Origin of the sequence: Streptomyces panacea, from assembly GCF_040560175.1 — a bacterium.
GTDB classification, from domain to species: domain Bacteria; phylum Actinomycetota; class Actinomycetes; order Streptomycetales; family Streptomycetaceae; genus Streptomyces; species Streptomyces panacea.
On the sequence record NZ_JARJHW010000025.1, the window covers coordinates 45,641 to 58,978 of the forward strand.

General features: G+C 70.5%; 11 protein-coding genes. 7 read left to right on the forward strand and 4 right to left on the reverse strand.

Features of this window, described 5'->3' with window-relative positions:
* The first annotated feature begins 107 nt into the window (after window positions 1-107).
* The 7 genes from P3L51_RS09325 to P3L51_RS09355 all read left to right on the forward strand — a co-directional run bounded on the left by P3L51_RS09325 (window position 108) and on the right by P3L51_RS09355 (window position 9,349).
* Window positions 108-686 carry a DUF3885 domain-containing protein gene (locus tag P3L51_RS09325; RefSeq protein ID WP_354604630.1) on the forward strand — a complete coding sequence of 193 codons (579 nt, stop codon included), beginning with the start codon at window positions 108-110 and terminating at the stop codon, window positions 684-686.
* 879 nt (window positions 687-1,565) lie between these two features.
* Window positions 1,566-1,832: a hypothetical protein gene (locus P3L51_RS09330; RefSeq protein ID WP_354604631.1), complete on the forward strand. Its 267-nt coding sequence runs from the start codon at window positions 1,566-1,568 to the stop codon at window positions 1,830-1,832.
* A 230-nt stretch (window positions 1,833-2,062) separates the two neighbouring features.
* Complete coding sequence (locus tag P3L51_RS09335; RefSeq protein WP_354604632.1) at window positions 2,063-2,566, forward strand: hypothetical protein; 504 nt, start codon at window positions 2,063-2,065, stop codon at window positions 2,564-2,566.
* Entirely contained in the window at window positions 2,536-3,954 is a 1,419-nt protein-coding gene (locus tag P3L51_RS09340) for a hypothetical protein (RefSeq protein WP_354604633.1), read from the forward strand. Before P3L51_RS09335 ends, P3L51_RS09340 begins: the two co-directional genes overlap by 31 nt.
* 5 nt (window positions 3,955-3,959) lie before the next feature.
* Complete coding sequence (locus P3L51_RS09345; protein ID WP_354604641.1) at window positions 3,960-5,393, forward strand: VWA domain-containing protein; 1,434 nt, start codon at window positions 3,960-3,962, stop codon at window positions 5,391-5,393.
* A gap of 12 nt (window positions 5,394-5,405) precedes the next feature.
* Entirely contained in the window at window positions 5,406-6,518 is a 1,113-nt protein-coding gene (locus P3L51_RS09350; RefSeq protein WP_354604634.1) for an ATP-binding protein, read from the forward strand.
* A complete protein-coding gene (locus tag P3L51_RS09355) occupies window positions 6,515-9,349 on the forward strand; it encodes a DUF5682 family protein (protein ID WP_354604635.1) in 2,835 nt (944 codons plus the stop codon). Before P3L51_RS09350 ends, P3L51_RS09355 begins: the two co-directional genes overlap by 4 nt.
* Window positions 9,350-9,469: 120 nt before the next feature.
* Here P3L51_RS09355 and P3L51_RS09360 read toward each other — a convergent pair whose 3' ends face one another.
* From P3L51_RS09360 to P3L51_RS09375, 4 genes are all read right to left on the reverse strand, one after another.
* Entirely contained in the window at window positions 9,470-10,303 is an 834-nt protein-coding gene (locus tag P3L51_RS09360; protein WP_354604642.1) for an SDR family oxidoreductase, read from the reverse strand.
* Window positions 10,304-10,394: 91 nt separating this feature from the next.
* Window positions 10,395-10,931 (reverse strand): hypothetical protein, encoded by a 537-nt coding sequence (locus P3L51_RS09365; protein WP_354604636.1) that lies wholly within the window; start codon window positions 10,929-10,931, stop codon window positions 10,395-10,397.
* Between the two features lie 100 nt (window positions 10,932-11,031).
* The gene (locus P3L51_RS09370) at window positions 11,032-12,282 is read right to left on the reverse strand and encodes an MFS transporter (protein ID WP_354604637.1); all 1,251 of its coding nucleotides are present in this window, start codon (window positions 12,280-12,282) and stop codon (window positions 11,032-11,034) included.
* Between the two features lie 198 nt (window positions 12,283-12,480).
* Window positions 12,481-13,251, reverse strand: coding sequence for an NPP1 family protein (locus P3L51_RS09375; RefSeq protein ID WP_354604638.1), 771 nt, complete (start codon window positions 13,249-13,251; stop codon window positions 12,481-12,483).
* Between the last annotated feature and the right edge of the window lie 87 nt (window positions 13,252-13,338).

Below are 13,338 nucleotides of genomic sequence, written 5' to 3' on the forward strand. Positions count from 1 at the left end.
CTCACGGGTCGGGACGGACTGTGGCGTGCCGCTTGGAAGTCGTTTCGCTTGGTGACTGGGGCCGGGCAGCATGGTCGTCGACAGGAGCTCATGCCCAGGAGGACGAAGTGAGTCAGGTGTTCGGAGGCGCGCGGAGGGACTTGACGGATCTGTGGCAGCGGCGTTGGCCCGACTGCCCGCCGGTTGGATACAAGCTCCGCGCCCCGTACCGGCATGTCTGGGTTCGCTTCCACAGCCTGCCGGGGTCGAAGCGGTACGCAGAGGATGAGAGCGAGTACACCGTCGTCCTGGGGCGGTACAACACGGTCCTCGATGAGCTGTTCGCCGGTGAGGACGTGTACGTGATCACACCGGTCTGGACGACCGTAGCCGAGGTTCCAGCGTGCCGGCCCGACGACGACTACTGGCAGAGCCTGCTGGTGGCGGACGACCCCGACCCGGAGTTCCGCACCTACTGCCATCTATTCGCCGCCCGCCGACCCTGGCGACATGGATGCCTCGACGAACTGCTCCGTGACATCGCCGACGACAAGGTGGCGGGAGTCTTCGTGACCGACCCTCGGATGCGACGCATTCACTACCCCTACGACGGGGGCGCCGACGTTTTCCTTGCCACGCCCGAAGAACGGGACCGGACGCGTGACCGGCATGCCCACTGGCTTTCCGGCAGCCCGTCGGGTCTTTGACGGATCAGGATCACCACCCTGCCCGAATCCCCGGGCTCGGACGGCCGGCCGTCGGAAGCAGATGCGCGGGGCCGCTGCGCCAACGAAGGCAAGGAAGGCAAGGAAATGCTCGGGCTTGCGTTCGTAGTGGTGCACGCGTCGGCTGCGATCCGGAGACGGAAAGCGATCCCACCGGCGATCCGGTCGGCGATTCCAGTGACGGGTCGTCGCACGTCATTGCGGCAGTCATCAGGCCGACACACTCGCTCTTCCGAAGACAGGTGGGGGTGCCTCCGACCGCCGGCCGGAGGGCATGGCGACCACCGGGCGGCCCGAGGTGGCGGCTCGGCGGCTTGACGCGGAGCGGGAAGCAGTTCCTGTCCGAACGGGCGGGCCCGTGCCTGCGGTGAGAGTTCCCGCGCCGATGCTCAGGGCCAATTCACGAGAGCGCCGGCCTCATTGTCACCGCCCCGTAGGCCCTGGCGACGACATCGAGCCGTACCGCCGTTTCCCGGACGCGAAGTTCATTCACGTGCCCAGGGACGTGCCAACCGAATAGTGACACGTGTGGTGTGTCGACAAGCACAAGCACAAGTACCGGACGCCTTCGATTCATTGGACTCAAGCGGTGTATCGGGAGTAGAAGTCGCTCTACTTCCTGGCCGGAAATAATCTCCCGACGAACTACATCACGCCTGATGAGAACAGTTTTCGGCCACCCCTCCCAGAGGCGCCGAATGGGCCCGTTGTCAAGGTGGACACAGCCCCCCTACGACCGGTGACGCTTCGTCCACCTGAATTTCGGGGGTCTGCCGCATTTCATCGTGATGCACACAGCAATATGCTCGTACAGCAGCACGGCGCGAGACCACCCGCGAACAATTGGAGGACGAAGTCACCATGCGATCGGAAAGCGGTCTGGAGACGCAAGTATTGCCCGACGGCAAGGTGGATTTCTTCCTTCCCCGCACAGGTCTGCGGCACCGCTGCGGCCCCACGGGCACCTTGATGTGGATCGCTCTCCAGCGCCAGGACTGGAAGCCCGACCGGGCCGCCGAGGTCCTGGCCGAGCACTGGGGCATGGCCTCCGAGTCGCTGCGCCCCGAGGTGAACGCGTGGGTGAGCCACTTCCAGGACGAGGGTCTGGTGCGCCAGGGTAAGACCTGACCTGGTGCATGGGCCGGGCGCACGGCCGCCGCCCGGCCCCCGGACCACCGTCACCGAGTCTGGCGTCCCCCGTTCCGCCGCGCTCTCACCGCTCGCCGCCGCACCTCACCCCACCGACGCTCACCCCCTGTGGATCGTGATCGTCGTTGTCAGTGGTCACCAGTAGGTTCGTTCGTGTTCCGCCGTTCCGGCGGCGCGCGAGTCCCCCCTGGTGAAAAGGAGATGGTGCGGTGTCGGACTGGGAGAGGTCGAGCACGGCACGGGTGGTTCCACCCGCTCGGCCGCGCAAGCTCGCCAAGGTCCCGTTCGTCGAACTGGCCGACGGGCGCCTGCAAGGTGTGGTGTCCAGTGGATCGGACATCGAGCGGGTGTACGTCTCGTCGGTCGGGGCCGGCACCTACGCGTACGCCTGCAGCACCAACAACAACCGCCCGTGCGGCGGCGCGCGGGGCGGGTTCTGCAATCACATCCGGACCCTGATCAACGAGGCGGTGCTGCAGTACGGCGCCGAGCGCGTCGCCCGCTATCTCCGGGTCGAGACCGCGGACGGGGAGCCGAACGCCCAGTCGCTCACCATGAGCATGATCGGCACACGTCCCTCGCAGGGCGACACCACGGCCGCCGCGCCCGTGTTCAGCCGGTTCCTGCGCCATCTGGCGTATCTGGAACTCGCCCCGACGACCGGGCCGTTGCCGGAGATGCAGTGGTTCCCGCCGACCAGGGCGGTGGCGTGATGCGCGCCGACCTGCTCACCGAGACCATCGACGGGCTCGACGAGGCCCTGGCCGCCGTCGACGCCTTCGACCGGGCTCTTGTCGTCGGTCTGCTCCGTCCCCACACCGCTCTGGCCACCGGCCTGACGGAGCTGGCCGACGCCGTCGCGGGGACGCCACTGGCCGCGCGAGTCGCCGAAGCGGCGGAGAAGGCGTCGGCCGGTGCGGCGAGCGAGGACCACTTCGTGGCCCTGGCCGCCGCCCGTACCGCCCTGACCGGCTCCGTCCACGACGCGCTCACGGCCCGCGTGGAGGAGGCGACCGGCCGGGCCCGCGCCGAGGAGACCGTCCCGGCACCGACCGGTCAACAGGCGGGGAATCTGCTCGCCGCCGCCCGTTCCTGGCTCTCCGACCTGGCACGCTGCGGCTGGCGGGGCATCGACCACGACGTGGTCTCCGGGGCGGCGCCCGTCGTCTCCGCGATGCTGCCGGACCCGGCCGTGCGACGCCTGGCGACGCTTCTCGACGGCTTCGCCGCCGAACTCGCCGCGTCCTGTCCGGGCACGGCCCTGGACCGCGTACCGGTCCGCCGCTGGGCCGACCTGTGGTCGCGGGCGATGATCCTGACGGTGCCCGGCGCGGCCGACGTACCCGTGACCGGTACGGCCACCGGACGTCTCCTCCCCCTGGGCGTCGATGTGCGGGAGCACGCGACCGCCGTACAGGCCCAGGTGTACGCGGTGTTCGAGCACGCGGACGGCGCCGTGCCCCGTCTGGTGCGCGCGAATGTGTCGGTGCCGAAGCCCGACACGGTCGTCGGTGCCGGCCTCTGGCAACTGCTGCGCCCGCACATGTCGCTCCTGGCAGCCGTGAGCGAAGGCCGCTCGATGGACCTCACCGACATGCCGGTCACCGCCGAGGGCGACCTGATCTGGAACGACACCCTGGCACGCACGGGCAAGCCCGCCGACGCCTTCGCCACCGCCCGTGTCGCCATGGCCACCGCCACGGCTCCCGCGACCGCGCCCCTGGACCGGCACCCCGCGCGAATCGCCGCACCCGTCTTCCTGGAGGGCTACAGCGCCCAACAGGACGACGACGGGCTGACGTTCACCGTCGCCGGGCACCGTCTGGCCGTCGACACCGACCGTATTCCGACCGCCGGACCGCTCACCCCCGCCGCCGTCGCCTCGTCGGTCGCGTGCGTCGGCCTGCTCCGCTGGGATGCCGGGGAGTTCACCGTTCAGCCACTCGCCGTCGAGACCCTCGTACGGAAGAAGCGTGCCGCGATCCACGCCGGGGCGTGGGCGGGCGGTACGTCCGACAAGGCCGGTGTCAAGGCCGAGAAGGCCGCGACGGACGCCGGAGCGGTGCTGCGCGAGCGAGCCGGAAGGCTGTTGCGGAAATGACGGAAATGACGGGACAGAGCCCCGAGGTGAGCTTCCACGACAACCGCCGCCAGGTTCTCTACTGGCGTCTCCTCGCCCAGCTCTTCGACCCCGAGGAGCAGGCGGCGCTGGAGTCGGCGAGCCTCGCCGTCGTGGAGGACATCGGCCTGCCGCCCGCGCTGCTGGACCCGAGGGTGTCGGTGGGCGCGACCGTGCAGCGTCACCCCGAACTGACCGCCGAGTTCGACGGCTTGATGGTGCCGACGCCGCCGTCCGCGACGGATGACGGCGAGGGCGACGGCGGGGGCGGGGGCGGGGGCGACGAGGTTGACACCGTCGACGGACGTGACCGTGCCGCCGAGGTACGGCGCGCGGCACTGGTGTCGAAGGTGCTGCTCAACGTCTATGCCCCCGCCGCCGGCTCCGGCACGGTCACCGCCGGACAGCTCTCGCAGTGGCAGTCCGACGCGGGCTGGCTGGAGCGCGCGCTGGGCTGCGAGCCCGGCGCGCTGCGCGGAGGCCGCCCCGCACAGGGCGCCGGAGGCCCCGACATCGGCCGGCTCGTACCGGGGATGGGTCCGGAGCTGGGAGCCATCGAAGCGGACCTGGTCAAGCGGATGCACCTGCGCGAGGTGCTCGCCGACCCCGAGCTCGCCGCGCGGCTCACCCCGAGCATGTCGTTGATCGAGCAGCTGCTGCGCGACAAGAGCAATCTGTCCGGCGTGGCACTGGCCAATGCCAAGTCCCTCATCAGGCGCTTCGTCGACGAGGTCGCCGAGGTGCTGCGTACGCAGGTGGAGAAGTCCACGGTCGGCGCCCTGGATCGCTCGGTGCCGCCCAAGCGCGTCTACCGCAATCTCGACCTGGACCGCACGATCTGGAAGAACCTCACCAACTGGAGCCCCGAGGAGGAACGGCTCTATGTCGACCGCCTCTTCTACCGCCACACCGCGCGCCGGACGACACCCCAGCGGCTGATCGTGGTCGTCGACCAGTCGGGCTCCATGGTCGACTCGATGGTCAACTGCACCATTCTGGCCTCGGTCTTCGCGGGGCTGCCGAAGGTGGATGTGCACCTGATCGCTTACGACACCCGGGCGATCGACCTGACTCCGTGGGTGAACGACCCGTTCGAGACGCTGCTGCGCACCAACCTCGGGGGCGGGAACGACGGTCCCGTCGCGATGGCGATGGCCCGCCCGAAGATCACCGAACCTCGGAACACCGTGCTGGTGTGGATCTCCGACTTCTATGAATTCGACCGCTCCCAGCCGTTGTTCGAGGGCATCGAGGAGGTCCACCGGTCCGGCGTGAAGTTCATCCCGGTCGGCTCGGTGACCAGCTCCGGCCGCCAGGAGGTCAATCCCTGGTTCCGGGAGCGCTTCAAGGCGCTCGGCACACCGGTGGTCTCCGGTCACATCCGCAAGCTCGTCCACGAACTCAAGACGTTTCTCGCTTAGAAAGGCCCTGCTGTGTCAGACATGTTGCGTGCCCCCGCCGAGGTCAAGTACGCGGAGGAACTGGACTGGCTGGAGTCGGTCGACGACGGTCCCAAGCCGTTCTCCTGGCGCCTCTCACCGAAGATGGTCCGCCTGTTCGTGCTGGGGTCCGAGCGGGCCGACGGCCTCGACCGGGAGATCCCGCAGAAGTGGTTCGGTGACCGCAGTCTGGTGGAGCGCGCCGTCGTCACTCTGGCGTCGGACCGCGGCCTGCTGCTGATCGGTGACCCGGGAACGGGCAAGAGCTGGCTGGCCGAGCTGCTGGCCGCCGCGATATGCCGCAGCTCCACCCTGGTGGTGCAGGGCACGGCCGGCACCACCGAGGACCACATCAAGTATTCGTGGAACGTGTCCATGGTGATCGCCAAGGGCCAGTCGCGGGAATCCATGATCCCCTCGCCGATCATGACCGCGATGGAGACCGGCGCGATCGGCAGGTTCGAGGAGCTCACCCGCTCCACCAGCGATGTCCAGGACGCCCTGATCTCGATCCTTTCGGAGAAGTACATCTCGGTCCCGGAGCTGGACAGCGACGGCATCGTCTTCGCCAAGCCCGGCTTCTCGATCATCGCCACCGCCAACAGCCGCGACCGGGGCGTCAACGACCTGTCCTCCGCGCTCAAGCGCCGGTTCAATTTCGTCCGTATCCCGGTGGTGACGAACAGGAAGAGCGAGGCGGAGATCGTCCGCTTCCGCACCGAGGAGCTGCTCCGCCGGCACCGGATCGAGCTGGACGTGCCGCCCACGCTGCTGGACGTGCTGCTCCAGAGCTTCGCCGATCTGCGTGCCTCCGCCGCGGCCGCGGGCAGCGACGACGAGAAGCTGGAGTCCGCGCTGTCGAGCGCCGAGCAGATCGGCGTCCTGGAGGACGCCGTCCTGCACAGCAACTTCTTCGGCGAGCGGGAGCTCACGGCCCGTGCCCTCGCCTCCTCGCTCGTCGGATCGCTGGCCCGGCGGGAGCCGGAGGACCTGGCCATTCTCAACAAGTACCTGCACGGTGTGGTGGAGCCGCGCAGCAAGGAACAGGGCGGTTCCTGGCCGGAGTTCCTGGAGGGCGGTCGGGACGCGATCGCCACCCTCTCGTGAGCCCCGCGCGGGAGGGGGCGGTCTTCGAGGCCCTGCGCGGGCAGTTGCGGGAGGCCGCGACGGCGCTGGCCGACGGGCCCGACGCGCTGGAGGGCATCCTCCTCGGCATCGTCGACGACGTCGACCGCGCGGTCCGCGAACCGCTGGAGATCTTCCCCGTCTGCCACCACTCACCGGCCTCGGCGATCGCCATGGCGCGGCGGCTGCGGGAGAAGCGGCCGAAGGTCGTGTATCTGGAGCTGTGCGAGGACATGGCACCGCTCCTGTCCGAGCTGCGCAACTGCCGACTCCCGGTGGCGGTGCAGGCGTTCGCGAGTGAGGTCGAGGGCTTCCCGGCGGACTGGGCGCCGCTGTCGGTGGTCGCACCGATCACCGAGGCGTCGGCGGAGTACCAGGCGATCGCCTACGCGCTGGACACGCCGGGCGTGGAGCTGGTGCTCGTCGACCGCTCGTCGGACCACGTGTTCCAGTGGCAGGCGGGCGGGACGGCCCAGACGGATTCCCCCGGTCCCCTGGCGCCTGCGGAGGCGCCGCAGGCCGACGAGGAGGCCCCGCTGCACGGCGACGCCGTCGGCGTGGAGATCGGCGACCTGCGCCCGCGCTTCGCCGAACTGGAGGAGCACCTGCTGCGCCACGGCCGGGTGCGGCACTGGTCGGAGTGGTGGCACCAGTACGTCGAGCTGCCGCTCGGCGACAGCGACCACGACACCTACCGGCAGGTCATGCTGCTGATCGGCAGCCTCTTCCGGCGGCTGGCGCCCGGCGACGCCGGGCGGGTGCGCGTGGACGAGGACCGCGAGCGCTACATGTGGACCAGGATGCGGGAGCATCTCGCCGCGTCCGGCACCGACCCCGCGGACTGTCTCTACGTCTGCGGCGCGTTCCACGCGGCCAGCCGGGTCGAGGAGTTCGGCGTCGACGGCGCCGCGACCTTCGAGATCACTCCGCGCGGCGCCAGCGTGTGGCAGCACGGTCTGATTCCTTCCAGCCACACGGCGATCGAGGCGCAGTTCGGCCTCACCGCCGGCTCCGTCTCCATCGCGGCGACCCAGTGGGCGAAGAACCTCAAGCGCACACGGATCCAGCCGTTCCGGCTGGCGGGGCAGGTGGGCGCGGAGAAGCGGGCGAAGACCACGAAGGCCGCGGTGCCCCTCGCTCTCGAAGCCGTGGACGAACCCTCGGACAGGCTCTCCGGTTTCCTGCGGCGCGCGCCTGTGCTCGATCCGCTGGACGAGGCCGAGCTGCTCGGCTGGTCGGTGGAGATCGTGCGCGCCGCGCGCCGCAACGGCTATCCGGCCTCCACCGCCGACGCCATCGCCGTCTTCGAGACCTCGATCCTGCTGGCCGGTATGCGCGACCGGGCCAGGCCCACGCCGTACGACTTCCAGGACGCGGCGATCACCTGTATCGAGAAGGACTCGGTGCCGGGCCGGCGCGACGTACGCCGCATCGTCGAGATCATGATGGGCGGCGACCGGATCGGACAGGTCGGCTACGACTCGCTGCCGCCGCTCGCGCGCGACGTGCACGACCGGCTCGCGCCGCTGAATTTGAAACTCCAACAACGCGGCGTGCAAAGGGCGTTGCTGGACATGGCGGCCAGTCCGGAGCTGGGGCGGTGCTCCGACGTGCTGTGGATGCTGCGCCATCTGCTGCCGTGGGGCGCCGCGCGAGCGATCATGGGCGAACGGCGGCTCGGCGAGCGGCCCATCCAGGAGTCGTGGGATCTTGCGCTGGGCACTCACCAGCGGGAACTGATCGAGCTCGGGTACGAGGGCGTCACCATCGAGCAGGTCCTGGAGCAGCGTCTTCGGCGCCGCGCGTACGATCCGCGGGCGACCACGGCGGAGGTGCTGAAGGCGGTGGAGGACGCGACGCTGTATCTGCGCAGCCGCCGCCTCGCCGACGAACTGGGCACGCGCGCCCTTGAGGTCCTGGCGACCGAGCGCAGTGTCGACGGTGCGCCGGAGGTGCTGCGCCGGGTGCGCCGGCTGCTCGCGTACTACCGGACCAGCGAGCCGGTGCTGCCGGCGTGGATCGAGTCCTTCGTCAAGACCGGTTACGCGCACTACTGCACCCTGCTGCCAACGGCGTTCGTCGACGAGGACGCGACTGTCCGGCAGGTCGCCGCGATGCTGGGCTTCCTGTTCAGCATGGAGAGTCTGGCGCTGTCGCTCGGCTGCGACCGTACGCAGTTGGAGCTCGCGTTCGCGCAGTCGCATCCGCGGGAGCCGGCCAAGGTGGCGCTCCTGTGGGCGGCCCAGGTCCAGCTGGGACAGCTCTCCCGTGCCGAACTGCGTTCGCGCTGCGACGACCTGCTCGGCGATCCGTTGGTGGTGCCGGTCTATCCGCGCTACCTCAGCGGGTTCCTGCACGCGCTGGAGCCGGTGCCGCAGCTCGCGGACTTCGTCGTGGAGGCGGTGTCCCACGCGTTCGGACGGCTGCCGGATCCGGTACTGCTGCCGTGGCTGCCGACCCTGATCAGCACTCTGCGGGCCGACGGTTCCGAACTGGCTCCGCTCCTGATCCGTGAGGCGGGCCGGATCTTCCCCGGCCGGCTGGCGGCGCTGGACGCATGGGTGCCGCCCTGGCTGGAGGAGGCGGACACCGGGGTCATGTCTCGATCCACCCGGACCGCCGATACGCGTGCGGGCGCGGGCGCGGGTGCCGCGCTGCTCGCCGCGTACCCCGCGACGTGCGACGCGGTCGCGGATCTGCTGGGCTACGAGGGCACGTGGGAGACGACGACACCCGCCCCGGCCGGCGCGGTCCTCACCGCCCGCCACCCGGAGACGGCGGGGGCACTGGAGGGGTTGCTGACCGGCCTCTGACCGAACACCCCCTGGCCGAGCACGCCTTGACCGAACACGCCTCGACCGCGCCCCGACCGCGCCCCGACGACGGGCCCGGCCGACGGGGCCCGGCCGAGGCGGCGGCCGGGCGCCCGCTGATCAGCGGAAGGCCCCGATGTGCTCCGCGGCCCACTGCTGGAACGTCCTGGCCGGGGTACCGCTGATCCGGGGTGCGGTGTCGCGCACCATGAGCAGTTCGTCGTTGACGTCGCCGCCCGTCAGGTCGAGCACCGCGTCCGCGGATTCGCCGCCCAGGAGGACGGCCATCCCCCGGTGTGCCTCCTCCCGGCTGATCTCGGCGAACGAAACGTCCCGCCCCAGGACGGCCGCGACGGCCGCGACCTGCTGTCGGGCCGTGATCCGCGCCGGACCGGTCAGCGCGTACGTGCGCCCCTGGTGCGCGGACCCGGTCAGCGCGGCCCGGGCCACCGAGGCGATGTCCGCCGGGTGGATGGCGGGGAGGCCGACGTCCGCGTACGGCAGACGGACCGTCTCGTTGTCACGGATGGCCTGCGCCCACCACAGTGCGTTCGAGGTGAACTGTGTGGGACGCAGGATCGTCCATGTCATACCGCTCTCCTTGAGCAGCCGCTCGACGGCCAGGTTCTCGTCGGCGGGGCCCAGATGCGGATGGGTCTGGACGGTGATGGACGACACCAGGACCACGTGTTCCACACCGGCCGATCGGGCCGCCTCGATGATCTCGTCGTCCGCCCCCATACGCGAGACGAGGAACAGTGACCGCGCCCCCGCCAGGGCGGGCTTCAGCGAGGCCGTCCGCGCGAGGTCGCCCGCCACGGCTTCGACCCCCCGGGGGAACGCCGCCCGTTCGGGCTCTCGGGTGAGCCCTCTCAACGGTCCCGCGCCTGATGCCCGAAGCTCTCGCAGGAGGGCGCTTCCTATGTTTCCGGTGGCCCCGGTCACCAGGATCATGAGGTCTTCTCCCGTCATCTGGATCGAGGATGATCAACGAGAGCTGACGCTAAGACCTCAACCGGACTTCAGGTCAAGCAGGGAATCCGGGTCACCGGGTGCGCCCGAAGGAGTCGAGCGCCTCGAAGTCGGCGTCCAGCAGGCCGAGCCGCGCGTCGACGCGGCGCAGCAGGGCGGATCCTTCGTGGTGCTCCGCGACGAAGGCGCGGTCGGCGGCGCCGAGTTCGTCGTCGACCCAGGCGAACGGCCTGCCGGCGGCGTGCTCGACGAGAGGACGCGTCTTCCAGAACGTCCCGTCCGATCCCGTGTCGTACGTCATCGGCCAGTCCACCACGGGCAGTTCGGGCAGTCCCAGGACGGGTCCGATGAACACGTTCGCCTCCTCGCCCCATGTGGTGGCCCACACCAGGTCGTACAGTCCGCCGAGTTCCAGGAGCCGCCGCCCGTGGTCGACGTTGAGCCAGACCCGCAGCGGCTTCACGCACTCCGCGGGCGTGTCCAGGTGCTGGGCGATCCAGCCCTCGGGCTTCATCCGGTGCGTGGTGTAGCCGGCCGGACGCCGCTCGGGCTTGGCCGCGTACGGGTTCAGCGGGCCGTCCACGTCGACGTAGAGCAGGGGGCGGCTCATCGGTGTTCCTCCATCGCGGCGCATCGGGCTTTCGGAGTAGTTCGGACGCTCGGGGTACTCGGGGCAGGGGCACTCGGGGTGCGGTGAGCGTAGCCCCGGCTCAACCTCGCTTCCGGTGATTTTCGCCGTGGAGCGTCACGGCGGCGCAGACCAGCGCCGGTGCGGCCACGAGTACGAAGCAGAGGGACAGCGGCAGCTTGCCCACCAGCAGGCCCACCAGGGCCGTCCCGCCGGAACTCCCGGCGTTCACCGCCGTGTTGACCCACGCGCCCGCCCGCGTACGGGCGTCGGGCGCGGCGGCCTCGTCCGCGATCAAGTAGGCGGTGGTCAGCGCCGGGGCGACGAACAGCCCGGCCACGGCCGCCGCCGCGCCGAGCGCGTACACGTTCGGCGCGAGCCCCGCCACCGCCAGCGCGACACCGAGCGCCGCGCAGATCACGGCGAGCCTCGGCCGCGCGGCCGACCGCCAGGAGACGGCGCCGTTCGTGAGGCCGCCGACCGCGCTGCCGGCGGAGAGCGCGGCCAGGACCCATGCCACCGCGCCGGGCCGGTGCTGCTGCTCGGTGAAGGCGATCGCCAGCAGGTCGAGCCCGCCCAGACAGAGCCCGACCCCGGCGGCAGCCAGCACCGGCTGCCCGAGACCTCGCGGTCCGGTGCGGAGCGAGCCCGCACCCCGCACCCGTGGGACCCGTACGCGTGGTTCGGCCGCCCGCACCGGGAACGGCACGGGGGACAGAGCGAGCGCGACCGTTCCCGACAGCACCAGCGCGGCGCTGATCGCGACGCCGGCCGCCGGTTGCGCGTACGCCACCAGGACCCCGACGAGGAGTGGACCGGCGACGAGGAGCAGTTCCTCGGCGACACCGTCGAGGCTGTACGCGCGCTGCAACATCCGCCGGTCCGGCATGAGTTGCCCCCACAGGGTCCGCATCGTGGGGCCGAGGGGCGGCGTACAGGCCCCGGCACAGGCGGCGAGCGCGCCCAGCAGCACGGCCGAGGTGCCGACCGTTCCGCCCGCGCCCGGTGATCCCGCCCCCACCCCCGCCCACGGGTGCTCGCGGGTGACGAGGGCGAACGCGGTGAGCAGCGCGGCGTACACGGCGGCCATCGGCACGAGCGCCCGGCGCGGGCCGTACCGGTCGACCAGGGCGGCGCGTGCGGGCGAGAGTACGACGCTGGTCGCGCCGAACAGCGCCAGCGTCGTGCCGGCGACGGCGAGGGAGCCCGAGGCGCCCTTCGCCGCCAGCGCGAGGGAGAGGGAGACCGTGCCGTAGGAGAGCCGGCCGAGCAGGGCGGCACCGAAGGTGCTCAGGGCATGCGGGGTCCGCAGAACAGCGGCGTACGAAGACATCGCGGTGGTTCCTCGAAGAGGGCGGCGCGAGTGCGGGCGCCGCGGCCGTACAGGGACGTCGAAAGACCGCGACGGAACAGCGGTCGCGGTCTCTGCGAGGTCCTACGCACGGAGGAGGAACACACCGTCAAGGTAACAGCGGCCGGGCCGGGGGCGGGGTGGCGGGCGCACCGCCTCGCGCGCCCCCGGCCCGGTTCATCAGGCGTTGGGGTCGAAGGGGATACCGGCCGGCTTGGCCTTGACCAGGTGGCCGTTGAAGTTGCCGTCCTTGAGGCCGAAGACGGCGCTGCCGAAGTTGGCCTGGCTCAGCTTGTCGCGCAGACCGGCGGGGTAGCCGTTCCAGCCGACCAGCCGCGGGAACTGCCAGAAGCCGTAGTGGTTCTCCGGCGGCTCGTCGTTGTTGTTGGCGGCGCGGAAGGCGTGCGTCCCGATGCCGTCCTTGTGGTAGACGACCTTGGCGTGCGTTCCGTCGAACCGCATCTGGTCACGGGTGTGGATGTCGAAATTGCCGTGGGCGGAGGTGGAGACGTACTGCACCTGGTCGTTCTGCACCCACACCACGACGTGCTCCCAGTCGTTGCGGTGCCCGCCGAGCCCGCTGCCGACCACGGCCTGGTCCTTCTCGAAGTAGAGGCCGTACATGATCGCGCACCAGCCGTTGTTGCACTTGGAGCGCGAGTATCCGTTGGTGTTGTCGAGGTCCCAGGAGTCGCGGCACTGACCGTTGAGCGCACCACTCGGGTTGAGGCCCGGGTTGATGGTCCCGTCCTGGCCGATGGCCGGAGTGGGGTAGCAGCCGTCCGTGTCGTAGTCGTACGCCGGCTGGAACGTCTGCTCCAGTCCGTCCGCGTTGGCGGGCAGGGCGTTGGGGGGATCGGCGGCGAGGGCGCTCCCGGGAAACGCGATGACCAGTGCGAGGGCACTGCCAAGGGTGAATGAGACCTTGCGGATGCGCGAGCTTTTCTTCACTGCGTCCTCCTGATCGACCGCGGCGTGGGGGCGTCGGTCATTTTGGCATGCCCGGTTCATCTTCTCCGGCTCTTGTTGACATACCGA